The 24524-nt window shown below is 64.8% G+C and carries 18 protein-coding genes and 1 pseudogene; 14 read left to right on the forward strand and 5 right to left on the reverse strand.

The window, feature by feature from the left end; genetic code table 11:
- Positions 1-3 precede the first annotated feature (3 nt).
- From AUR_RS00165 to AUR_RS00175, 3 genes are read left to right on the forward strand one after another with little or no spacing between them, the layout of a single operon-like run.
- A complete protein-coding gene (locus AUR_RS00165; RefSeq protein ID WP_062096729.1) occupies positions 4-468 on the forward strand; it encodes a pyridoxamine 5'-phosphate oxidase family protein in 465 nt (154 codons plus the stop codon).
- A gap of 24 nt (positions 469-492) precedes the next feature.
- Positions 493-1560 carry a zinc-dependent alcohol dehydrogenase family protein gene (locus tag AUR_RS00170; RefSeq protein ID WP_021472161.1) on the forward strand — a complete coding sequence of 356 codons (1068 nt, stop codon included), beginning with the start codon at positions 493-495 and terminating at the stop codon, positions 1558-1560.
- Positions 1553-3478: a heavy metal translocating P-type ATPase gene (locus tag AUR_RS00175; protein ID WP_062096731.1), complete on the forward strand. Its 1926-nt coding sequence runs from the start codon at positions 1553-1555 to the stop codon at positions 3476-3478. Before AUR_RS00170 ends, AUR_RS00175 begins: the two co-directional genes overlap by 8 nt.
- Here AUR_RS00175 and AUR_RS00180 read toward each other — a convergent pair.
- Entirely contained in the window at positions 3423-3845 is a 423-nt protein-coding gene (locus tag AUR_RS00180; protein ID WP_031216469.1) for a pyridoxamine 5'-phosphate oxidase family protein, read from the reverse strand. The genes AUR_RS00175 and AUR_RS00180 overlap by 56 nt on opposite strands.
- 224 nt (positions 3846-4069) lie before the next feature.
- Between AUR_RS00180 and pta the strand changes: the two genes are divergently transcribed.
- Entirely contained in the window at positions 4070-6139 is a 2070-nt protein-coding gene (gene pta, locus AUR_RS00185; RefSeq protein ID WP_062096734.1) for a phosphate acetyltransferase, read from the forward strand.
- A 16-nt stretch (positions 6140-6155) separates the two neighbouring features.
- Here pta and AUR_RS00190 read toward each other — a convergent pair whose 3' ends face one another.
- From AUR_RS00190 to AUR_RS00200, 3 genes and pseudogenes are all read right to left on the reverse strand, one after another.
- Positions 6156-6617, reverse strand: a complete 462-nt coding sequence (locus AUR_RS00190; protein WP_062096736.1) for a universal stress protein — start codon at positions 6615-6617, stop codon at positions 6156-6158.
- A gap of 32 nt (positions 6618-6649) precedes the next feature.
- Positions 6650-9271, reverse strand: a pseudogene (locus tag AUR_RS00195) (cation-translocating P-type ATPase).
- Positions 9250-10071 carry a universal stress protein gene (locus AUR_RS00200; protein WP_225740035.1) on the reverse strand — a complete coding sequence of 274 codons (822 nt, stop codon included), beginning with the start codon at positions 10069-10071 and terminating at the stop codon, positions 9250-9252. The pseudogene AUR_RS00195 and the gene AUR_RS00200 overlap by 22 nt, the downstream one beginning before the upstream one ends.
- A gap of 125 nt (positions 10072-10196) precedes the next feature.
- Here AUR_RS00200 and AUR_RS00205 point away from each other — a divergent pair, with 125 nt between their 5' ends.
- The 3 genes from AUR_RS00205 to AUR_RS00215 all read left to right on the forward strand — a co-directional run bounded on the left by AUR_RS00205 (position 10197) and on the right by AUR_RS00215 (position 14282).
- Positions 10197-11348, forward strand: coding sequence for an acetate/propionate family kinase (locus AUR_RS00205; protein ID WP_021472168.1), 1152 nt, complete (start codon positions 10197-10199; stop codon positions 11346-11348).
- 9 nt (positions 11349-11357) lie between these two features.
- Complete coding sequence (locus tag AUR_RS00210) at positions 11358-13754, forward strand: phosphoketolase family protein (RefSeq protein WP_062096738.1); 2397 nt, start codon at positions 11358-11360, stop codon at positions 13752-13754.
- Positions 13755-13820: 66 nt separating this feature from the next.
- Positions 13821-14282 carry a DUF1003 domain-containing protein gene (locus AUR_RS00215; RefSeq protein ID WP_062096740.1) on the forward strand — a complete coding sequence of 154 codons (462 nt, stop codon included), beginning with the start codon at positions 13821-13823 and terminating at the stop codon, positions 14280-14282.
- A 20-nt stretch (positions 14283-14302) separates the two neighbouring features.
- Here AUR_RS00215 and AUR_RS00220 read toward each other — a convergent pair whose 3' ends face one another.
- Complete coding sequence (locus tag AUR_RS00220) at positions 14303-14956, reverse strand: TetR/AcrR family transcriptional regulator (protein ID WP_062096742.1); 654 nt, start codon at positions 14954-14956, stop codon at positions 14303-14305.
- 135 nt (positions 14957-15091) lie between these two features.
- Between AUR_RS00220 and AUR_RS00225 the strand changes: the two genes are divergently transcribed.
- The 7 genes from AUR_RS00225 to AUR_RS00255 are packed head-to-tail and all read left to right on the forward strand — an operon-like array spanning position 15092 to position 24460.
- Complete coding sequence (locus tag AUR_RS00225) at positions 15092-15316, forward strand: hypothetical protein (protein WP_021472172.1); 225 nt, start codon at positions 15092-15094, stop codon at positions 15314-15316.
- Between the two features lie 28 nt (positions 15317-15344).
- On the forward strand, positions 15345-17141 hold the full coding sequence (locus AUR_RS00230; RefSeq protein WP_062096744.1) for a sigma-54-dependent Fis family transcriptional regulator: 1797 nt from the start codon (positions 15345-15347) through the stop codon (positions 17139-17141).
- A 29-nt stretch (positions 17142-17170) separates the two neighbouring features.
- Positions 17171-18322 carry a C-terminal binding protein gene (locus AUR_RS00235; protein ID WP_225740033.1) on the forward strand — a complete coding sequence of 384 codons (1152 nt, stop codon included), beginning with the start codon at positions 17171-17173 and terminating at the stop codon, positions 18320-18322.
- Between the two features lie 54 nt (positions 18323-18376).
- Positions 18377-19672, forward strand: coding sequence for an aspartate aminotransferase family protein (locus AUR_RS00240; RefSeq protein WP_206616209.1), 1296 nt, complete (start codon positions 18377-18379; stop codon positions 19670-19672).
- Between the two features lie 2 nt (positions 19673-19674).
- Complete coding sequence (locus tag AUR_RS00245; protein ID WP_128397013.1) at positions 19675-20574, forward strand: fumarylacetoacetate hydrolase family protein; 900 nt, start codon at positions 19675-19677, stop codon at positions 20572-20574.
- Positions 20575-20606: 32 nt separating this feature from the next.
- Positions 20607-22697, forward strand: a complete 2091-nt coding sequence (locus AUR_RS00250; RefSeq protein WP_062096748.1) for a hydantoinase/oxoprolinase family protein — start codon at positions 20607-20609, stop codon at positions 22695-22697.
- A gap of 2 nt (positions 22698-22699) precedes the next feature.
- The gene (locus AUR_RS00255) at positions 22700-24460 is read left to right on the forward strand and encodes a hydantoinase B/oxoprolinase family protein (RefSeq protein ID WP_062096750.1); all 1761 of its coding nucleotides are present in this window, start codon (positions 22700-22702) and stop codon (positions 24458-24460) included.
- Positions 24461-24524: the final 64 nt, after the last annotated feature.

The following is a 24524-nucleotide window of genomic DNA, read 5'->3' on the forward strand; positions in this document are numbered from 1 at the left end:
GGCATGGAATCGACCCCACACACAGCCATCGAACGCCTGGATCCTGAAGAATGCTGGGCGCTGCTTGGCCAAATGAACGTTGGCCGACTGGCTGTCCTGGTGGAGGGGCATCCTGACATCTTCCCCGTGAACTACGTCCTTGACGGTCAGGGAATCGTCTTCCGCACGGGCGCCGGAACGAAGTACTGGAGCGCCATGAAAGCGCCAACGGCCCTTGAGATCGACGGATTCGAGGCCGGAGCGTCAAAGGCTTGGAGCGTCGTGGCCAGAGGCCGGGCAGCAGTCATCCTCGAACGCCATGAACTCGCGGAGGCTGAGGCGCTGGACCTTGAGCCGTGGCAGGCCGGAAGTAAAAACCACTACGTCAGGATCATTCCGGAATCCATCACTGGCAGGCGCTTCACCACTACCCGTCCGGATATCTGGAAAGCACCACTCAATGACGCCCGCAGGGAATCCTTCCGCTGACGGGCACCACGGAAAGGCAATGCGATGAAAGCGCTGGTCTACGACGGTCCCGGAGCCAAAGCCTGGAAAGAGGTTCCGGACCCGGTGATTGCCCACCCTACCGACGCCATAGTCCGGATCGATACCACCACCATCTGTGGAACGGATCTTCACATCCTCAAAGGTGATGTGCCGGCCGTAGTGCCTGGGCGGATCCTCGGCCACGAAGGAGTGGGGACGGTGACGGAAGTGGGAAGCTCAGTCAGCGGCCTCAAGCCCGGCGACCGCGTCATAGTGTCGTGCATAAAATCGTGCGGACATTGCAGCAATTGCCGGAAGCAGCTGTTCTCCCATTGCCTGGGGGACGAAGGGCAGCCCGGTACGGGATGGATTTTCGGGCACCTCATTGACGGGACGCAGGCAGAATTCGTGCGGGTGCCTTATGCCGATAACTCCCTGCATAAACTGCCCGAAGGCGTCAGTGATGATGAGGCAGTGATGCTTTCGGACATTCTGCCCACGGCTTTCGAGATCGGTGTCCTCGACGGCAGGGTCGCCCCCGGTGACATCATCGCCGTCGTTGGAGCCGGCCCTATCGGTTTGGCCGCCATGGCCACGGCGGGGCTTTGCGGCGCCGCCACCATCATCGCCATCGACCCCAACGACAGCCGGCTGGCGCGCGCCGTCGACTTTGGTGCCACGCACACCATCAACCCGACAAGCGCTGACTGGCTGTCGCAGGCGCTGGCCCTCACCGACGGTGCCGGTGTGGACGTCGCCCTCGAAGCCGTAGGCATCCCGGAAACGTTCGGCATGTGCCTCCAACTGGTCCGGCCCGGCGGGAACGTGGCGAACATCGGTGTCCACGGCAAGCCCGTTGAGTTGCCCCTGCAGGACTTGTGGATCCGCAACATCAATATCAGCATGGGGCTGGTGAACACCAACACCACTCCCATGCTGCTGAGGCTGGTTGCCCAGCGGAAGCTTCCCGCCGGAAAGTTCGCGACCCACCATTTCTCGCTCGAGAACATCATGGACGCCTATGACACCTTCTCCCGGGCCTCCGAGACGGAAGCTCTGAAAGTCGTCCTGTCCCGTGGCGCGCATGAGTGAAGTCAGGCTCTTCACCCTTGCCCGCAGGTACCCCCTTGTGGGCGCGATCCTCCTGGTGGGCTTACTGGTCGCTGTCCTGGTCCTCAGTGGCCAGGACGCCGCGGCCCAGGGCTTCGCATCCATCTTTGCCCTGGCCGTTGCGCTGTACCGCGCCGGTTCCATGGTCAAGGATCTTTTCCGCGGCAGGTGGGGCATCGACCTGCTGGCCATCACGGCCATCGGTGCAACGGTGGTCGTCGGTGAGTACATCGCGGCTCTGGTGATCGTACTCATGCTCACCGGAGGTGAAGCCCTGGAGGACTACGCCCAGGGCCGCGCTACCCGGGAGCTCACCGATCTGTTGAAACGCTCCCCGCGCAACGCACACCGGGTAGAGCCCTCAGGAGACCTCGTGGACATCGCCGTGGAGGACGTCAACCCCGGTGACGTATTGCTGGTCAAGCCCGCAGAGACCGTTCCGGTGGACGGCGAACTGTTGTCCGGGGCGGGCAGTTTCGATGAATCAGCACTGACCGGCGAGAGCCTGCCCGTCGAACGGTCCCGGGGCGGTTCCGTGCTGAGCGGCACGGTCAACGGGCCCGCGGCCGTGCGCATCAAAGCGACTGCCACCGCCAAGGAATCGCAGTACAGCCAAATTGTCGCCTTGGTCCAGGAAGCGGCTGCCAGCCGGGCCCCTACAGTCCGTTTGGCTGACAGGTACGCCATCCCTTTTACAGTGGTGGCGTTTGCCATGGCCGGCGTTGCCTGGTTCATCAGCGGCGATCCCGTGCGATTTGTTGAGGTACTGGTTGTCGCTACTCCCTGCCCGCTCCTTATAGCCGCCCCGGTAGCCTTCCTTGCCGGGACCAGCAGGGCCGCCAAGGCCGGGGTGATCATCAAGAACGCAGGGACCCTTGAGCAGCTCAGCAAGGTCAGGACGGCTGTCTTTGATAAGACCGGGACGCTGACGGCCGGCAAACCCACCCTCGTGGCCGTCAGGCGTGCCGGGTCGGATTCACCGAGCGAAGAGACGCTGCTGCAGTTGGCTGCCTCGGCTGAACGGTTCTCCTCCCACGTGTTTGCGACCTCGGTCATGGCGTCGGCTGCCGAGCGCGGACTGCCGCTGTTGCCTTCGACGGCGGCCACCGAGCACGCCACCAACGGCGTCGCCGCCCGCGTGGGCTACCACGACGTGGTGGTCGGAAAAGCTGCGTTCGTCCGCGAGCAGACCACGGGTTTTGAACAGTCCGAACTGGCCGGCGGCCAGTTGGCCATCTACGTGGGCGTCGACGGAAGGTATGCCGGGACCCTCATCATGAGCGATCCCTTGCGGGTCAACGCCGTGGACACCCTGGAGAAGCTTCGGGACCTTGGTGTCCGGGAATCCTTGTTGCTGACCGGCGACGCCGAGAGCACCGCCCGGAGCATCGCCGCCCAGGCAGGAATGGAAACGGTGCTTGCCGAGTGCCTCCCCGGGGACAAAGTCAGGGCGGTCGCCGGGCTGAAGACGCGCCCGGTCATGATGGTCGGGGATGGCGTCAACGACGCCCCGGTCCTGGCAGCGGCCGACGTCGGAATTGCCATGGGCGCGCGCGGCGCCACCGCGGCGAGCGAGTCAGCGGACGTGGTGATCCTGCTCGATGACCTCTCCAAGGTGGCGGTGGCGGTCGACGTCGGACAGTACACCCTGCGCATTGCCCGCACCAGCATCTGGACGGGGATTCTGCTGAGCCTGGTCCTGATGGTGTTCGCTTCCTGGGGTTTCATTGTGCCCGTGGCAGGGGCGCTGCTGCAGGAACTGGTGGACCTGGCCACCATACTCAATGCGCTGCGGGCGTTGGGGAAGAAGCAGCCCCGGGGGTCCCGCCCCGAGGGAGCGGGACCTAGTAGCGCTCGGGTTCGTCCCCCAGCTCAAAATGCCGGCCGTGCACGCGGGTAGGACGGATCTCCACGTAGGTGTACTTCCGGGTAGGAATCCACGGTTTCAGGGGGAGCTTGTCCGCCTCGTCGATTTCCGACTGGGACTCGATGACGCGTGCCGTTCCTTTGATGACAACGCTCCACGCCTCGCCGTCGCCTATTTCCTCGACTTCGAAGGCGACTTTCTCGTTGACCGTCAGCTCAGCGAGCTTGGTTCCCGGGTTGGTGCGCACCAGCAACCTGCCCTGGTCCGCGATGAAGTTCAGCGGGTAGATGTCCGGCTCTCCCAACACGCTGACCGCGAGGCGGCCGTGCTGGTTCCTTTGCAGGACGCTCCATGACTCATCGTCGGACAAGATCCTGCCTGGGCGCTCGTCGGTTTCCATGGGCATTGTCCTCCTGTAAGGGATGGGGCGGCGCGACCGGTGGCCTGCACCTGGGGTACTTGCGATCCTAGGGACAGGCGCCGACGCCTAACAGGGTCCAAGGTCCCCGACGCTGCCACGGGGTGGGATTCTTTCTGGCTTTATCACCGCCTGCCCGTCACCCTTGAAGTCACAGGAAATGCTGGACACGCAGGAATTGGCCGCATGCCAGGAAAGGAGACCGCATGGTGCAGGGACTCTACATTGCGTCTGCGGGACCCGGGTCCGGAAAGTCACTGGCAGTGCTGGGCATGGTGGACGCACTTCATCGCCACGCCGGGCGCCTGGGGTTCTTCCGCCCGCTGGTGGCCGGAGACGCCGTCGACGATGATCCTGTAGTCCTGTTGCTGCGGCGGCTGTACGAGCTGGGTGCCTCGCGGAGCAAGGCTGGAACAACAACGCCCGCCGCCTTGGCCGAAGCGAGGTCAGGGCAGCAGGACGAGCTGGTGTCACGCATGATCGGGATCTACAGCCGCTTGTCCCGTGGTTGCGATGCCGTCGTGGTGGATGGCTCCGACCTTCGGAGTCCCGACGCGGCGGGCGAGTTCGAACTGAACGCCGCCCTTGCCAGCAACCTGGGACTGCCCGTCCTGGCAGTGGTCGGTGGCCGGGGAGTCCCGCCGGCACGGATAGGGGAGTCTGTCGCCACAGCCCTCAAGCAGTTCAAGGCAGCGCGTTGTTCCGTGCTGGCTGTTGTGGTCAACCGGGTGGAACCCGGCACGGAAGAACGGGTGGAGCAAGCCCTCCGGGAAGCCGCCCCGGACGTTCCCTGCTACCTCATCCCCGAGGTAGCTGAAATCTCCACGCCGACCGTCGCTGACATCGCAGAGTCACTTCGGCTGGTACCAAGTACCGGCAGCAAGGAATGGGACCGGGATATCCGCCGGATCCGTGTTGCAGGGATGGGCGCTGACGACTTCCTTCCCGCCGTGCAGACCGGCGACATGGTCCTGGCCTCGGGGGACCGCACGGACATCATCCTTGCCTGTTTGGCGTCGGCATTGGCACCGGATCTGCCGAGCCCTGGAGGGATGATTCTGACGGATGGCCTGCAACCTTCCCCGCATGTGAAGCGGCTGCTGGAGCGGGCCCCGTTTCCGGTCTTCCTTGAGCGTGGGGACCTGTACTCCGTGGCGCAGGGTGCGGCGAGCGTCCGCAGCGAAATCCACACAGGAGGGAAACGCAAGGTTGCCGCCGCCCTGGGCCTGTGGTCACGCCACATCCCTGAAGCGGACCTGCTGAAAGAACTGGCGCTGCCCCGCCCATCCACCATCACCCCGCTGCGCTTCTTCAACGACCTGATTGAACGTGCCCGGCAACGGACAAGCCATGTTGTCCTGGCCGAAGGTGAGGACGTTCGGATCCTGCGGGCAGCCGATATCCTGCGGCGCCGCGACGTCTGCCGGCTGACGCTGCTTGGCAGGCCGGAGGTGGTCAGCGAGCTGGCTGCCACGCAAGGAATCGAACTTGGGGACCTTGCCGTCATTGATCCCGCCACCTCACCTGACCGTGAGCGCTTTGCCCGGGAGTACTGCAAGCTCAGGGCCAACAAGGGCATGATCATGGAACGGGCCCGCGAAATCATGCTTGACGCCGCCTACTTCGGGACGATGATGGTCCGGTTGGGCTGCGCGGACGGCATGGTGTCCGGAGCGGCACACACGACGGCGAACACCATCCGTCCCGCCTTGGAGTTCATCAAGGGAGAAGACCCGCAGGAAGTGGTGTCATCGGTGTTCTTCATGCTGTTCCCGGACAGGGTGCTTGTTTACGGCGATTGCGCAGTGGTCCCCGACCCCACAGCCGGGGAGTTGGCCGGGATCGCGATTGCCTCAGCTGAAACGGCGGAACGCTTTGGTGTGGAGCCCAGAGTCGCCATGCTCTCCTATTCCACCGGTGAGTCCGGAGCCGGCACGTCCGTGGACAAAGTCCGTGAAGCAACGGCCCTGGTGAGGGCTTCCCGGCCGGGCCTCCCGGTGGAGGGCCCCATCCAATATGACGCTGCGGTGGACGTCCGGATCGCGAGCACCAAGCTGCCGTCGTCAACAGTGGCAGGGAAGGCGACGGTCTTCATCTTTCCTGACCTGGACACAGGCAACAACACGTATAAGGCCGTTGAGCACTCGGCCGGCGCAATCGCCGTCGGCCCTATTCTTCAAGGCCTGCGCAAGCCCATCAACGATCTTTCCCGGGGGTCCTCGGTGGAGGACATCATCAACACCGTGGCCATCACGGTCGTACAGGCCCAAGGGTGACCGGGCCCAAGGCCCATTAGGGCAGCACGTCGTCCGCCCCTACCAGAAGCACTGGACAGTGGGCATGGGCGGCGCAGGCCCTGCTGACTGAACCGATCGCCTGCCCCAGGAAGCCACCGCCGCCGTGCCGGCCAATGATCAACATCAGGGCGTCGTTGCTTTCCTCCACCAGGACCTTGGCCGGCTCGCCGAACTTGACCGTGGCAGTCAGGTCGGCAGGCCGGTTTCCGGCGAAGGCACGGTCCACGGCCTCTTCGGCCATCTGCCTGGCGGTTTCCTCGAGCTCAGAGGTGAACTTGGTCAGTTCCTGCTCAAAGCGCGAGGTCAGGTAGTAGTCGGACATGCCGATGCAGGTGATCACCTCGAGCGGCACGCCAAAAACCGGGGCAACCCGCCCTGCCATGGTCAAGGTATTCGATGAGAATTCCGACCCGTCCACGCCGACGATGATTCTCCGGGGGCTGTTTGGTGAGTTCATGGGACAAGCTTTGTTGCGGTTTTCGGTGCACGCTAGGGCCTAATGGCATGCATCGCCAATGACCGCCCGGCCGGGTGCCTCAGCCTCTTGTACAGCAGGTCGACCGCAAGGACCGCCGGGAAGGCGAGAATGGCGATGATCCATCCGGCTGGTGTGGGCGGCGCCTGTCCAAGGAGGCCTGCCACCGGAGCCAGGAACAAGAAGACGGCCAGGGCAACGATTTCGCCAGCGACCGCCCACAGCAGCAGGCGGTTCGTGAATCACCCTTGCTGCCAAGGCGGGGTGGTGGCGCTGCGGCAAGCGAATGCCGTGGCCATCTGACCGATGACAACCGCGGCAAAGGCGGCTCCGGAGGCGGTCATGAGAAGGCCGGGGTCCAGGGGTTCACTCCTGGACCAGCCTCCGGAGACCAGCACGGTGGTGAAGGCCGCCATGGAGATGAAGGCCTCCGTGGGCCCCATGATGAGGAATGCCCGGAGCATGAGTTGGCGATCCATGAGGTGCCTCTTTTCCGGCGGCCTCTGGAGCACGCGCTTCCCCGGCGACTCGGCACCGAGCGCGAGTGCGGGAAGGAGGTCCGTGCCGATGTCCAGGGCCAGGATCTGAAGCACGCCCAGGGCCAGGGGGAATTGCCCTCCTGACAGCGCCCAGATCACGAACGGGGCCAGTTCCGCCACGTTGTCGGTGAGGTGGTACGTCAGGAACCGGTGGATGTTGGCATACGTAGCGCGGCCCTGCTCGATCGCGGCAACAATGGTGGCGAAGTGGTCGTCCAGGAGGACGAGGTCCGCGGCTTCACGGGCCACGTCGGTGCCACTGAGGCCCATGGCCACCCCGATGTCGGCCTGCCGCAGGGCCGGGCCGTCGTTGACGCCGTCGCCGGTCATGGCAACCACATGGCCGCGGGATTGCAGCGCCTTGGCGACGCGCAGTTTTTGCTCGGGCGATACCCGGCTGACCACCACCCCATCCCGGTCCAGCAGGGCACCGAGCATCTGCTCGTCCTCCGGAAGATCGGAGCCCTGGACCACCAGGCGGTCCTTGCCCATCAGGCCGATTTCCGCTGCGATGGCGCCGGCGGTCACCGGGTGGTCGCCTGTGATCATCGCAATGCGGATTCCTGCGTGCCGTGCCGTGGCAATGACGTCGCCGACTCCGGCCCGCGGCGGATCATGCAGTCCGATCAGGCCAAGGAACTCCAACTCCTGCTCGGCTTCGGCTGCGCTCCGTCCTAGCCAGTCGGCGGGGGAGCCCGGAAGCTGCCTGCGGGCGGCTGCCATCACCCGCAACCCGCGCAAGGCCATGGCTTCGACCTCGGCGGCCAAGGCCTCGGCATCCACGGAGGTGCACAGTGGAAGGACGGACTCGGGAGCTCCCTTCACGTACAGGACAGGGCCCATTACGGCCGACTCCCTGCGCCGTGCAGCATCGAACGGGAACCTCTTTTCCGGCGGCCTGTCCGTGGATCCCTTCGCGGAAGGGGACCCGGCCTCGGGAAGCCTGCGGGCCAGCACATCCAGTGCCGCTTCCATGGGGTCTCCGGATGAGGTCCATTGGCCATCGTGCAGCACGGCCCGGCCCTGCGATGCGGTGCGCGCGCAGAAGGCAGCTTCGGCGGCCGCAGAGATGGCTTCGCCGCTGACCTGCGCCTCCGGTTCGTAGCCCTCTCCTTCAACCTTCACGGTTCCGGCCGGTGTGAAAACCTCGACGGCGTTCATCCGGTTTTGCGTCAGGGTGCCCGTTTTGTCGGTGCAGATGAACGTCGTGGAGCCCAGTGTCTCAACGGCCTCGAGGTTCCGTACCAGCGCCTGCTTCGCGGCCATTCTTTGTGCGCCCATGGCCAGGGAGAGAGTGACGGTGGGCAGGAGTCCCTCGGGTATGAGGGCCACGGCCACGCCAATGGCAAAAAGAAAGGAGTCGCGCCACTGGATCCCGACCAGGAGGGAGACCACAAAGAACAGCCCCGCAACCGCCAGGGCAACCAGGGCGATGAGCCGCACGATCCTTCGCAGCTCCAGTGTCAGGGGAGTGGGAGGGGATTTGGTGTCACTGGTGAGGGCCGCTATCGCGGCCAGTTTGGTGCGCCCGGCGGTCGCGGTCACCAAACCCTCGGCGTCGCCGTTCACCGTGAACGTTCCGCCCCAGCCCTCCTGTCCTGCCGCTTTGTGGATCACCACGCTCTCACCGGTGAGCATTGATTCATCCACCGTGCATCCGACAGCTTCCAGGAACCGGATATCTGCCGGAAGGCGGTCCCCGGCCGCAAGAACCACGACGTCGCCGGGCACGAGTTCGCTGGCATGCACGGTCCGGATCGTGCCGTCGCGGCGAACGCTGACCTCGGCAGGGAGGAGCCGTTGCAGCCGTTCGGCGGCGTGCTGCGCGCGTTCTTGCTGGATGTGGGCGAAGAGGCCGTTGACGATCACCACCACGATGATTGCTATGCATAGTTGCGGCATGCCTGCGATGTAGGCCAGGGCTGCGGCGGCCCACAGCATCAGGGCAAAGAAGTGGGTAAGTTCGGCCAGCAGCCTCCGCCACTGTGGAACCTTCCTGGCAGTCGGCAGCACGTTCGGACCGGTTGCCCGCAGCAGTTCAGCTGCTGCGGTTGAGGTGAGGCCCTCCTTGCCGGTTAGGACAGGATGGTCGGGCATCGGAGATTCAGGAGTATGTGCTGTGCGACCGAACCCACCAGGACGGAGAGTCCGCCCTTGCCCTTACGCCCGATCACCAGCAGTCGGGCACCCCGGGAAGCCTCCGTGAGGGCCTCCGCCGGGGTGTGTACCGGGTCGCTAAGGATCCGCATGCTGATATCCGGGAAGTTCCGGTTCACCCATTCCGCTGATTTCCCGGCCACGTCATCAGGACCTCCGCCGGCGGCGTGCGGATCCACGGCGTGGACAATGATCAGCTCTTCGTTGAGGCGGCGGGCCTCACCGGCGGCCAATTCCAGGGCACCGGCCGCATCCGGTGATCCATCCACGCCAACCACCACGCCCGAAGATTGCCCCGGCGCGTTGTGGGGGATGACAGCCACCGGGCATCGGCTGGTCACGGCCACTTGGAAACTGACGCATCCGAATCCTTCGCCTTCGGTGCCGGGGCCGCGGTCTGTGCCGACCACCATCAGTCCCGCCTTCAGGGACAGCGCGGAGAGCGCCTCGGCAGGTTCTCCGGTGGCAATTGTCGTGGCTGCCTCCAGGTCCGGATACGTCTGGTGGACCCTTCCGGCTTCGCTTCCGAGAAGGTCTTCGGCCCGTTTGAGGGCGAGGGTGTGCTCGTCGGGCACTTGGAAGACCCAGACGGGAAGAACGACGTGAACCAGGGTGAGCCGATCGCCCATGGCGTGTGCCCGCGCGGCCGCCCAGTCTGCCACGAAGCTGCCGGCGACGGAACCGTCGAGCGCAGCCACCACGTGCCTGTTGGAAGGTGCCGTTTGCATCTCCGAAGTCATGATCACCACTATTGACCGGCCGCAATCAGCCCGCAAGGGGCCTAAGGTCCTGACATGGGCCTCTTTCCGGGATAGGGTCTCCCGGAGAGTGCTTTCCTGTCCCAAGGCCCCTGTGGAAGGATCCCATGCGCGTCCTTGTCCTCAATCCGGGCTCCTCATCCTTGAAATACCACCTACGGGATACGGCCTGTACCCCTACCGGCAACGCTGTCCTGCACTCGGGGCAGTTGGAGTGGGCCGATGATCAGGAAGACCGGGGCGGGAGCTTGCGCCGGGTGCTGCAGGAGGTCGAGCGGGACTTTGGCCGACCGGATGCGATCGGGCACCGGGTGGTCCACGGCGGGGAAAGTTACACCTCACCCGTCTCCGTCACCAACGATGTCATCGCGATGATCCGGAGCCTTGGGACGTTGGCCCCGCTCCATAATGCGTCAAGCGCCGATTGCATGGAAGCTGCTGCGGATCTGTGGCCCGGGTTGCCCCAGGTGGCCGTCTTCGACACGTCCTTTCACCGTTCCATCCCCGATTTCGCTTCGAGGTACGCCGTTCCTGAGAATGCCTACATGGCGCACCCCATACGGCGGTACGGCTTTCATGGGATCTCCGTGGAGCTGGCCTGCCGGGATGCCAAGGGCTTCCTGGCGAAACAGACCGGGTCCTTGAATGCGGTAGTGGCCCACATCGGCAACGGCGCGTCGGTGACTGCCGTGAAGGCCGGACGCAGTGTTGACACGTCGATGGGCATGACCCCCTTGGAAGGGCTGGTGATGGGCACGCGATGCGGAGACCTGGATCCGGCACTCGTGCTCCTGATGCTTGGTGAGGGAGCCACAGCCAGCGACGTCGATGACATCCTGAACCATCGTTCCGGGCTCTTGTCCTTGGCGGGAACAGCAGATATGCGCACCATCGCGGCCGGCTTCCATCGAGGCGACCCGGGAGCTGTCCTTGCCGTGCAGGCGTCCAGCTACCGTCTTGCCAAGTACATTGCCGCGTACGCCATGGCGGTCGGAGGCCCGGATGCGGTCATTTTCACGGGGGGAATCGGCGAGAACTCGGCGCTGTACCGGGCAGCCACCCTCGAGTGGCTTCGGCCGCTGGGCTACGCCCTGGATGAGGACGCCAACCGGGATGAGGACGCCAACCAGTCCGATCGAACAGGTATCCGGACCGTCAGTACCACCGCATCCGCTGTTCCTGTTCTGGTCGTACCCAGTGACGAAGAACGGGCCATCGCTGAGTCGACGGCTTCCCTGCTGGGATCCGATAAGAAATGAGGTCATGAGATGGTCGATAGCGCCAGGGATACCGCAGAGGATTTGGAACTGCTCAACAGGTACTGGGCTGCGGCCAACTACCTCACCGTTGCCCAGATCTACCTGCAGGACAACCCGCTCCTGCGCGAACCGCTCCGTCCCGGACACATCAAGCCCAGGCTGCTGGGCCACTGGGGGACCAGTCCCGGGATCTCGTTGATCTACGCCCACCTGAACAGGGTCATCCGGCGCACCGGCGCCCACGTACTTTTCGTGACCGGACCCGGTCACGGAGGTCCCGCCGTCGTGGCCAATACCTATCTGGAGGGCACCTACTCCGAGGTCTATCCGGAGGTGGGGCAGGATCTTCAGGGCTTGCGGCGCCTGGTGAGGCAGTTTTCCACCCCGGGCGGGATTTCAAGCCACGTTGGTCCCGCTACTCCGGGGTCGATCCACGAAGGCGGCGAGCTGGGATATTCGCTCATGCATGCCACCGGCGCCGTGATGGACAACCCGGAGCTGATTGCGGCCTGCGTTGTGGGAGACGGCGAGGCGGAAACCGGGCCCCTGGAGGCCTCGTGGAAGGCGCCGAACTTCCTGAACGCGGCGAGGGACGGGGCGGTGCTGCCCATCCTCCACCTGAACGGATACAAGATCTCAGGCCCCACCGTTCTCGGCTGCCGCACGGATGCCGAGGTCGCGGCGCTTCTTCGGGCCCAGGGGTGGGAGCCGGTGGTGGTCTCCGGTGACGATCCCGGCGCAGTCCACCGCTCGATGGCCGCGGCCATGGACGGGGCCTACGGAAGGATCCGTGGGATCCAGGCCGAGGCCCGGGAACAGGGGGTGACGGGCCCGGCGCGCTGGCCGGCGATCGTCTTGCGGACGCCCAAGGGCTGGACAGGGCCGCGGGAAGTGGACGGCCAACCAGTCGAAGGCTCCTTCCGGTCCCATCAGGTACCGCTCCCGACCGTTCGCGAAAACCCCCGGCACCTTGCCCAGCTGGAGTCCTGGTTGCGGTCCTACCGCCCGGAGAAGCTGTTCGACGACGGCGGGAGGCTGGTTGCCGAACTCGCCGCAGTGCTGCCTGATGCACCTTTGCGGATGGGCGCGCTTCCGGCGTCGCGGGGAATCGGTGGCGGGGAACTCCCGGTGCCGGATGCGGGCCCGTACGCCGTTGACGCAATTCCCCGTGGCCAGGTGAAGGTCCACAGCACCGCACCGTTCGGGGAGTTACTCCGGGACACCTATCTACAGACCGCCGATGATCCACGCTTCCGGCTGTTTTGCCCGGATGAGACGAACAGCAACCGGCTCGGAGCAGTGTTCGAAGCCACCGACCGTTGCCTTGTGGTGCCGGAACAGGAGGCCGGGACACTGGAGCACGTCTCGGCGGACGGGAGGGTCATGGAAGTCCTCTCGGAGCATCTCTGCCAAGGGTGGCTGGAAGGGTACCTCCTGACCGGCAGGTACGGCCTGTTTGCCAGTTACGAGGCGTTCGCGATGGTCAGCGCCTCCATGACCATCCAGCATGCCAAGTGGCTTCAGCACTCCCGTGACCTTCCGTGGCGGGCGCCGGTTCCCAGCCTCAACATCCTGCTCACCTCCACGTGCTGGCGGAACGACCACAACGGTTTCAGCCATCAGGGGCCGGGGCTCATCGACTCGGTATTGTCGTTGTCCGGCTCGGTGGTGCGCGTGTACCTGCCCCCGGACGCCAACAGCCTCTTGGCCGTTGGTGAGCATGTGCTCAAGAGCAAGGACTACGTCAACCTGGTGGTCATCGATAAACAGGAGCACCCGCAGTACCTGTCCCTGGAGGAAGCCCGCAAGCACGCGGCAGCTGGTGCATCTGTGTGGGACTGGGCGGGAAACGAATCAGATACGCCTGCCGCGGATGGTCACCGTCCCGACGTCGTACTTGCCTGCGCCGGTGACGTGCCCACGCAAGAGGCGCTGGCAGCCGCCTGGCTGATCCGGCGCCATGTTCCGGAGCTTCGCCTCCGGGTGGTCAATGTCATTGATGCCATGGCGCTGACTCCGCCGGATGTCCATCCACACGGTTTGTCACAGGATGCGTTCGAAGACCTGTTTACCTCGGACGTGGATGTGGTGATGGCGTGGCACGGCTATGCACGGGCGCTGCATCAGCTGCTCCACGGGCGAACCCGGCCGGAACGTTTCCATGTGCGCGGCTACAACGAACAAGGAACAACCACCACGCCGTTCGACATGGTGGTGTTGAACAAAGTCAGCCGGTACCACCTGGTGATGGAAGCGCTGCGCCGCACACCGCGGAACCTTGCGGGGGCGGAGGACTTGCTGGGGTACTGCGAGTCCATGCTGCGGGCGCACACAACCTACATCCGGGAGCATTTCGAGGACATGCCGGAGGTGAAGGACTGGGCCTGGACCGATCCGGCCAACTAGGGCGTTCGGCGGGACAGGGCCCCCGTCATCGTTCCAGGCTGCAGGCACAAAGCCTAAGCTGTGCGCATGACTGATCACCGGATCACGTGGCATGGGGAACATAAAGCAGGACTGACCCGGGGCGAACGGGCCGCAGACATCCTCCGGAACGGTATGGGCAGCTGGACGTTCGTTGGGTTGTTCATCCTGTTCATGGCCGCCTGGGCCGCGGTCAACACCTTCCTGCTCGCAACCCGGGCATGGGATCCTTACCCCTTCATCCTGCTCAACCTGTTCCTGTCCATGCTGGCCGGCCTGCAAGGGGCCATCCTCCTGATCGCAGCCAAGCGCCAGGATGCCATAGCCGCCGCGATGGCCTTGCATGATTTCGAAACGGATGTCCAAGCCAAGATCGAGATAGAACGGCTCATGGCCCTCAATCGCCAACAGCTTGAGATGCTGCAGGGCGTGAGGACTTTGTTGGAGAGGACGCAAGGGATTGGGCCGGACGCCGCGGATGAACCACGTGAGGGTCGCGAAACCGGCTAGGCAGCGGAAGGGAGGCGAAGTCAGTCCGGAAACTTGACCGCGAGAATCGCCCGCGACAACGTCACGGCACGGTCCGCCATCTTTTCGAGTTCGGCGTCTCCGCAGTCGGCAGGTGTCCAGCGGGTGGCCCCTTCGAGCAACGTCATCACCACCCTCACGTGCTCCCCGGCGTCCTCACATCCCATGTCGCGTGCTGCGGCGACATACATCTCCTCATGGAGTGAGAGCCAGTCATCGACCTGGGCGCGCAATTCCGTGGGCAGGATATTCGCCATCCTGTCGGTTGCCACCAGCAGGTCCCAGAGATTGCTCTCGGGGAGCCTGACCTGCCGCGTGAAGTGAAGGCTGACCATGGCATCCCAGAATTCGTCCGCTGTTTTTGCGGGGTCCACGGCTTCGAGTAGTGCTACGCCAAAGCGATGAAAATGCCAGCGGAGAGACTCGGCAACAATCTCGTCCCTGCCTTCGGGGAAATGCGAGTAGAGGCTGGGCGGTTTGACGTTGACGGCGTTGGCGATGGTCCGCATGGACACCGAATTGAAGCCGTGGGCTATGGCGAGTTTCAGGAACGCTTCCAGAATGTTCTGCCGCCCGGCTTTCTGGCCTGCCCAGTTCCACTCTTCCAGGCGGGTCTTGAAGGCCTTACAGGCTACTTCGTAGGAGGTATCGCTCATGGTGCGCAATCCTAACATCCGTTCGTTAGCAAAATCTTATCAAAAGATGTTCCCTAACGTCTGTTAGTTAGGTAAGCTGAAAGTGGCGCGGGACACATGTCCCGTTACTGTGAAAGCGGCGGAGTGGAGCGAACCATGGTCACTGAAAACTCGAGCGTGGGGGCCGCTCACAACACCACCAACATGTTCGGCAGCGGGCTTTCCGGCATGGTTGCCGCGTATATCGGCGCACGTGCGATCGAGGATGAGGCGTACCGGAACGAGGACTGGAGCGCGGAGCGCGTCTTCCGTCCGAAACTGCCTAAATGGCGCCCGCGGAAGACCAGTCCCGGCGAGTCCGGCCCGGCACTGGCTCCCTGACACGCTTACCTGAAAGAGATCTGCCCCGATGTCTGCTGAACTTTTGACCCCTTGGCCGTTGGAGACCCCTCACGAGACGAACCGAGTCCGTGAACTGTTCCTCATGCAACCCCATGCCGACCTGAGCGGCATCCGCCCGATCGTGGCCCGGTCCTGGTACCGCAGCCGTGCTGCGGGAGTGGATGCCTTTGCCGACCGCGGGTTCTATGACGAAGGGCGCGTTGACGAGTACACCATCGCGGCGGCGGGCCCGCACCTGCAAAAACTCGATGAAGTGGCAGCCGATCTGGGCGGCTACGTCAACATCACGGCCCCCAACGGGGTCCTGGTCAAAGCGGACTTCCTGCGTGACGATGGTTTCCCGGCCGGCTATTCCCTGCTGGAGGAAAGCTGCGGCAGCAACGGTGAAGGACTGGCTTTGGAGGAGGGCCGTGGTGTCTGGTTGGCCCCGGAGGAACACTTCCGGGAGGACATGCGCGGAAACTGGTGCTTCGCCTCCTTGGTGCGGGATCCTTTCCACAACCGTGTACGGGCAGTCATAGGCCTCACCCTCCCCGCCAACCGGGTACCCAGCCTGGAGCCGTCCTCTACGCTGCTGATGCTTGAGGGTGTTGCCTCGCGGATCGAGCGGGACATCGAAGTGCGGACCTCGTCCAAGGAAAGGGCGCTCCTGAGTGAGTATCTGAGGGTCTCACGGCGCCGGGGGAACCGGCCTGTGATAGCAGTCGACGGCAAGAATTCCCTGCAGAATGCCGCCGCCACCGCCACCCTGGCAGACAACGATTTCTCGATTATTTCCGGCTACGCCAAGGCAGTCATGTCCTCCGGACGTGACATGAACTGCGAAGTGATGCTTCAAGGCCCTGGGGTGTCCACCCTGGAGATCTCTCCCGTGACCCTGTCCGCGGCCAACGTGGGAGCAATAGTCGTGGTCCGCCCGCATGCACCCGGCAAGGAACAACGGGCAGGCGCCGCGAGGGGCGCCCTGACATTGGAAGCACCGCCGCAGCCCACAGCTGAAAGGCTCCTGAAGCACCTTAACGGCACGAGTACGGAATTCAAGCGCACGCTCAACCTTGCCCGGAAAGCGGTGGACCAAGACCGTTCGGTGGTCCTGATCGGTGAGCTGGGCAGCGGAAAACTACGCCTGGCCAACGCCATCGCATCATTACGCGGCGGCCAGATGGTGGTCGATGCCCGCGGCGGAGACCTGAGGAACCCCAACCTGAGGGACGTCCTGCACCGGGTAGCTACCGAACTTCCGGCCACGCTGATCGTGGAGCACGCCGATGAACTGTCGCAGAACGAAGCAACGGAGGTTGCACACCATCTGCGGGCTAACTCCAACACCAAACTGATCTTCACCATCACGCGTCCCACGGATGCCACGCTCCTGCTCTCGGAGGCCTTCGACGTTCTTGAGATCTCCGTGGCGCCCCTGCGCAACAGGCGCGAAGACATCCCCCACCTCGCCAACGCCATCGCCGAGGAACTGGGGGAGAGGCGGCTGTCCCGCAGGCTGATCACCACCCTCACGCATGCTGACTGGCCCCGGAACATCGATCAACTGCGGGCCGTCGTCTCCAATGCCGTTGAACGGGCCGAAGGCGCCGAGGTCACAGCTGACGACCTGCCACAGGGATTCCACCGCATCCTGACGAAGGGCCGGCTCTCCCGCCTTGAGGATGCGGAGCTCAGCGAACTGCGAACGGCGCTCCAGGAAGCAAAGGGCAACCGCAGCCTTGCCGCCGAAACCCTGCAGATCGGACGCTCCACCCTCTATCGCCGCATGGACTACTTCCGCAGCCGCGGTTTCGACCTCTGATCCCTGGACGGGATAACAACCAGCCCTGCTTGAACCGGCCGGCCATCCTCGCGATGGCCGGCTCCTGCACGTGCGGAAGCCTGGCCCTGGGACACGTGTCCCACGGCGGTGTCTCGATCTGGTACGGATCGGCGCCTTGTTCCCGCGTTGTACTGGAAATCACCCGACGCCGGCCGCCCCAAGGAGTGGCCGGCAGCGACCGAGGGTACGACGACGAACAGGACGAACACACTATGACCCGCGATGCCCAGGGAACCATTCTTGTGGCCCCCCACCATTTCCCGGACCTGGACCGCGAGCAAGCGCTCGCGGCGGAGTTCGGTTACACACTCAAGCCGGCGGCAGACACCGAAGCCTTCCGTGAGGCCCTGCCCGAAGCCGACATCGTGATGATCACCCCCTACGCCAAGCTCACTGCCTCGGACTTCCCTTCGATGACCAAATGCCGGGCAGTCATCCGCTACGGAATCGGCTACGACAACATCGACGTTGCCGCAGCAACCGAGGCGGGCATCCCGGTCTCCATCGTCCCCGGTACGGCCTCGGAAGAAGTTGCCTCCCACGCCTTCGCCATGGGCCTGGCACTGGCTCGTCGCCTGCCAGCCGGGAACGCGGCGATCAACAACCTCGGCTGGGCCGGCACCATCGGATACGACACCCCCGTGCTGTCCGAGCTTGAAGTCGGTGTCCTGGGCATGGGCCGCATCGGGCAGCACGTTGCCCGCATGTACGCAGCTGTAGGGGCCCGGGTCCGCGCGTACGATCCGTTCGTTACGGACAGCTTCGTGGACATGGCCGGACTGGAAACCATCCTTGGGAATTCCGACGTCGTCTCCCTCCATCTGCCGCTGAATGAGGACACCGCGAACCTCATCTCCACGGACGTCCTCGCCGCGATGCGCAAAGGCACTGTGATCGTCAACGTGTCCCGCGGTGGCCTCATCGATGAAGTCGCATTGGCCGGGGCGTTGTCCTCGGGGCATATCGCCGGCGCCGGCATCGACACGTTCGCCCAGGAGCCCCTCGGCGCGGACCACCCGCTTCGTTCTGCGCCCAACGCTATCCTCACGCCGCACATCGCCTGGCGTTCAAACCGGTCCACGGGGGCCCTGCAGGACGGTGCCGTGGAACGGGTCCGCCTTGCGCTGACGGGCCAGCCCCTCATTGACCTCGTGAACTGATATGTCCCGTGAGCTGAAAAGACTTGTGAACTGAAAAGACTGGAGAAACCTGAATTGGCAACCACCAACCATCTGGAACAAACGCTTGAGGTGCAGAACCCGGTCGAGGACCCGCACCTGCGCCGGGGACCGCGGGGCTTCCCGCTCTTGCCGGGCGGTTACGGGCGCTCAACCTATTACACCGGCGCTCCGAGCCCCTACGCGATCAAGGGTGAGGGCTACCGGGTGTGGGATGACCGCGGCCGCGAGCTGATCGATGCAAACAACAACTTCACGTCGCTGATCCACGGCAACGCCCACCCCGACATCACCGAGGCCGCCACCAAGGCCCTCTCCAGCGGCGCCAGCTGGGGGATCCCCAACCTTTACGAATGGGAACTGGCGGAACTGTTGCTGGGCCGCCTGCCGGAACTGGACCAGGTGCGGTTCGCGAACTCCGGTACCGAGGCCGTCATGTCGGCCATCCGTATTGCTAGGGCCAGCACCGGACGCGAAAAGGTCATCGTTACCAAGGGCGGTTACCACGGCACCTCCGAGGTTGCCCTGGTTCCCGGCGGTCCTTCCTACCAGCGCGGTGTCACCCGCGGGGTGATCGACGACGTCACTGCGGTGCCGCTGAACGACGTCGAATTCCTGCGTCAGGCGGTTGAATCCGCTCCGGACGCATACGCCGCCATCATCCTGGATCTCTTGCCGAACCGGGCCGGGCTCCTGACGATCAACCAGGAATTCGTCCGCACCGCCCGGGAACTGGCTACCCGCTACGGCCTCGTCCTGATCATCGACGAGGTCATCAGCCTCCGCCTTGGCTACAACGGCTTCAGCGGCGAGTACGGGGTTACTCCGGACTTGCTGACCACGGGAAAGCTCATCGGCGGAGGCTTCCCGGTCGGTGCTGTTTGCGGCAAGGCCGGGCTCATGGCGGAGGTTGACCCGACCCGTCCCGGGAGCCTGCCGCACGGAGGTACATTCTCCGGCAACCCGGTCAGCATGGCCGCCGGTGCCGTTGCCCTTCGCCTCTATACCCAGGATGAAGTCAAGCGCCTGAACCAGTTGGGCGACACCGCCCGCGAAACGGTGAACTCCCGTGTGGCCGACGCCGGTTGGGAGATCCGTGGCCGTGGCTCACTCCTCCGCGCGGTTCCGGCCGGCGCGGAGAAGGTGGACGAACACACCCAGCACAGCCTGTGGTGGGCCTCCTACGAGCGCGGACTGCTCGGTTCCCCGGCCAACCTGCTGTCCCTGTCCACGCCTATGGACGAGAAAGTGGTGGCCGACATCGCAGACCGCCTGGCCGCCGCCGTCCTGGCTGTGGCCTCGCAGGCTCCCGCGACGGAAGGTGCCAAGTAGCCATGAAGATCGTTTCCTATGAACACGAATCCGGCATCCGCGGCGGTGTGCTGATCGAGGACACCGTCTACGACCTGGAGCTGCTCCTGCAGGGTTCCGGCCAGGCAGTGCACGGAGCCACCACGTCCGTCCGGGAATTTCTGGAACTGTATGGCGACCGGCTCGAGGCCGTGTCAGCCGAAGTCAGCGCCCTGGCCGGCCACGACCCGGAAGCCCATGTGGGGGCCAGGGCCGATGTACGCCTGACCACACCCGTACCGGACCCCTCCAAGGTGCTGTGCATCGGACTGAACTACAAGGACCACGTCGCAGAGACCGGCCGTGCGTTCCCCGAGTACCCGGACGTTTTCGCCAAGTTCGCGTCCACCATGGTGGGGCCCGACGACGACATCGGCGGCGCCAGGGTCAGCGAAAACCTCGATTTTGAAGGTGAGCTCGCCGTGGTGATCGGTCGCAGGGCCAGCGAAGTTTCCGAAGAAGAAGCACTCGGCTACGTAGCCGCAGTGGCCCCGCTGAACGATGTCACCGCCCGGGACCTGCAATACCGCGGCACGCAGTGGCTGGCAGGCAAGGCCATTGACGGGTCAACCCCGTGGGGTCCTGCACTGGTCACCCTGGACGAAGTGGGCGATCCGCAAAACCTGGACCTCGCTACCCGCGTCAACGGCATCGAAGTGCAGCGCTCCAATACCCGCTACCAGATCTTCCCGATCGCGCGGATCGTCTCCTATCTCTCTGGTTTCCTCACCCTGGAACCGGGCGACGTCATTGCCACGGGAACTCCGCAGGGCATCGGTGCCAAGCGGAACCCGCCTGTCTGGCTGGAACCGGGAGACACGGTGGAAATCGACATCGAGAACGTGGGACTGCTCCGAAACACCGTCGGCAAGCCCCAGCCCTAACCCCTGCAAACTCTACGAAAGTTATGAAGACCATGAGTGATGTACAAACACAACCAGGCGAGGCCAGGTATCGGATCGCCGTCGACACCGGCGGTACCTTTACCGACGTGGTTGTCGGTTCCAACAGCGGTGACATGGCCGTCGGCAAGGCGCTGACCACCTACGACCGCGTGTTCACCGGCTTCGAAGCCTCGGTTCGCCGGGCGGCGGAATCCGTTGGCTGGAGCGGCGACGATGTGCTCCGCAACGCAGACGTGATTGTCTACGGCACCACCCACGCCACCAACGCAGTGCTCACCGGCAAGGTCGCCAAGACTGCGCTGCTGACCACGGACGGTTTCGCAGACACCCTGTTGCTCCGCGAAGGTGGCCGTCGTGATGCCTTCGATTCCAAGGCTGCCTACCCGCCGCCGTACATTCCCCGCCACCTGACCTTCGAAATTACCGAACGAATCTCCGCCGAGGGCGACGTCCTGGTGCCCTTGGACGAGGAGCAGGTCCGCGAGGCCCTCGCTTCCTTCAAGGAACAAGGGATCGAGGCCGTCGCCGTCTCCTTCCTGTGGTCGATCATCAACGACGTCCACGAAAAGCGCGTGGCCGAACTGATCCACGAGATCCTTCCCGGGGTTCCCTACACGCTCTCCAACGAGGCCAACCCCACCATCCGCGAATACCGCCGCTCCTCGGCAGCCTCGATCGACGCCTCCCTGAAACCGTTGATGGCCGACCATTTGGGCAAGTTGCGCGCAGACCTGCAGGAATACGGTTTTGCAGGCGATCTGCTGGTGGTCACCTCCGAGGGCGCTGTCCTCGACGTCGCGGATGTTCTTGACCGTCCGGTCCTGCTGCTGAACTCCGGCCCGTCCATGGCGCCTCTGGTGGGGGCCGCGGCGGCCCCGGACCGCGACACCGTGGTGGTTTGCGACATGGGCGGCACCACCTTCGACGTCTCCCTGGTGGAGGAAGGCGTGGTTCGCCACACCCGCGAGGCATGGCTGGGCGAACCCTTCGTCGGCCACCTCACAGGCCTGTCGTCCGTTGCTGTGTCCAGCATCGGCGCCGGCGGCGGCAGCATCGCATGGATCGACGGCGGCGGCCTCCTCCGCGTAGGACCGCAAAGCGCGCGAAGCACGCCCGGCCCCGCAGCCTACGGCCGCGGCGGTGAAGAACCGACCGTCACCGATGCGTGCGTGGCACTGGGCTACCTCGACGCCGACGGTTTCGAGGGTGGCTTCACCCTCGACCGTGAAGCTGCCATCAAGGCAATCGACACCCGCATCGCCGGTCCATTGCAGATGGACACGCTGCAGGCCGCCCAAGCGATCCTTGATGTCTCCGCCAACCACATGGCCACAGCCATCCGGCAGTCTGCCCTCGAACAGGGCGTTGACCCCCGTGGTGCGCTCATTGTTGCCGGCGGTGGCGCAGGCGCCATGGTCGCCGCGATCATCGGCAGGCTCCTGGAAGCGGGCACCGTCCTTGTCCCGGCAACCGCCGGCGTCCTCGCCGCCTACGGCGCCCACCGCGCCCCGATCGCCACCGAGTTCCTCTCCCCGCTGCACAACGACACCCGCAGTTTCGACGCCGGTTCGGCCTCCCGCGCTGTGGAGGATCTGACAGCCAAGGCTGAGCTCTTTGTGAAGCGCTTCGACGGCGTAGGCGAAGCGCCCAAGGTCACCTACTTCGTGGATGCCCGGTACCCCGGCCAGGCCTGGGACCTCCGCGTCTACCTCGACGCCGCCCCGGACACCTCCGGCGATGCGGCAGGCATCATCGAGCGCGCCTTCCACGAAGAGCACGACCGCCGCAACGGCACCCACGATCCGGACAGCCGCGTGGAGATCATCACCTGGGGCGTCCGCGTGGAAATCCCGCGTCCGGAGCACACCAAGTCCGAAGGCGAACTCAGCCGCACCGCGGAAATCCACCGTACGGATGACATCGTCTTTGGCGGCGAACCCTTCAGCACCCAGCGCTACCGCGGCGTGACACTCGCTCCCCGCGACAAGATCGTGGGACCGGCCGTCATCGACCAGCCCACCACCACCATCGTCGTACCGCCGGAATGGGACGCGACGCTCGATGAACGATCCAACATCTACCTCACCCGTAAGGAGGCGTAACCGTGACCCGCGAATTCGATCCCGTAAAGCTCTCGGTCCTTGCCAACGCATTCGACGGCATTGTCCGCGAGATGACCAGCGGCCTGCTCCGCTCCGCCCGCTCTTCGGTCATCAACACGGCCCGCGACTTCTCCTGCGCCGTGCTGACCGCGGACAACCAGCTGCTCGCCGCAGCCGAAGGCGTGCCGGTGCACGTCTTCGGTGCCGGCCCGCTGGGCGAGGACATGGTTGAACTGCACAAGGACATCCGCGAAGGCGACGCGTTCCTGCACAACGACCCCTACATGGGTAACTCCCACGCAGCCGACCACGTGATCCTGGTGCCCATCTTCATCCAGGGCCGCCACCTCTTCACCGCCGTGACCAAGGCCCACCAGGCCGACTGCGGCAACTCGCTTCCCACCACGTTCTTCGCCACCGCGCGGGACGTGTACGAGGAAGGCGCGTTGATCTTCCCCTGCGTGCGGATCCAACGCGACTACACGGACATCGACGACATCATCCGCATGTGCCGCTCCCGCATCCGTGTTCCCGACCAGTGGTACGGCGACTACCTGGCGTCCGTCGGCGCCTCGCGTATTGCCGAACGCCGCATTCACGAACTCGCTGAGAAGTTCGGCGTGGATGACCTGGTGGACTTCGTGGATGCCTGGTTCGACTACTCCGAGCGGCTGACCGCCAGCGCGATCGAGAAGCTGCCCGAGTACATCCTCCACGGCACCTCCGCCCACGATCCTTTCCCCGGCACAGGCCCTGGCGGTGTGCAGCTCCAGGCAACCCTGGAGGTCAAGCCCAAGCAGGGCAAAGTCGTGATCGACCTGCGCAACAACCCGGACAACCTGCCCAACGGCCTGAACCTGACCAAGGCAACGGCAACCGGTGCGGCACTGGCCGGCATTCTTTCCGGCATCCCGGAAAACCTGCCGAGCAACGCCGGAACTTTCCGCCGCGTTGAGGTGCTGCTGCGCGACGGCTGCGCCGTCGGAGTTCCCAAGCACCCCTACTCCTGCTCCTCAGGCACCACCAACCTGGCAGACCGCGTCGTCAACATCGTCCAGGCCGCCTTCTCCCAGATCGACGACGGCTACGGAACTGCCGAAGGTGCTGCCGGTCAAGCGCCGGCCAAGTCGGTGATCTCCGGAACGGACGAACGCAACGGCAACGCCTACGTGAACCAGATCCTGGTAGGCGGCGTCGGCGGTCCGGCCACCCCGTACGTTGACGGCTGGCCCACCTACCAGCGTCCCGTCTGCGGGGCCCTCCTCTACCACGACAGCGTGGAAGTGGACGAGCAGCGCTACCCGATCCTCGTCCACGAACGCACACTGGTCGCAGACTCCGGAGGAGCCGGCCGCCAGCGCGGCGGCCTGGCAACCCGCGTCACCATGGAACCCCGCGGTGAAAGCGTCACCCTCACTTACGGCATCGAAGGCAAGATCAACCCGCCGAAGGGCGTCCGCGGCGGCCACGACGGCGCCGGGCCCTCCGCCTGGGTGGAAGACCTCAAGACCGGCGAACGCCGGGAGATCCCCGTGGTGGGCCGCTACGACCTGCAGTCGGGCGAGAAAGTCGTGTCCATCACCCCCGGCGGTGGCGGCTACGGCGACCCGCTGGAGCGCGACGTCCTGGCAGTCCTCGACGACTACCGCGAATCCCGGATCACGCTCGACGCTGCAGCAGCCGATTACGGCGTGGTCATCACAGGCGGGGCCGTGGACGAGGCCGCCACGGCCAAGGCACGCCAGGGGCGCCTGGCCGTTTAGCCACCCACCCGGCCACCGGCCACAGCGCTATAGCCACACGTCCCGGGGCGGGGTATCCTCGCCC

The sequence above is a fragment of the Paenarthrobacter ureafaciens genome (genome assembly GCF_004028095.1).
GTDB classification, from domain to species: Bacteria; Actinomycetota; Actinomycetes; order Actinomycetales; family Micrococcaceae; genus Arthrobacter; species Arthrobacter ureafaciens.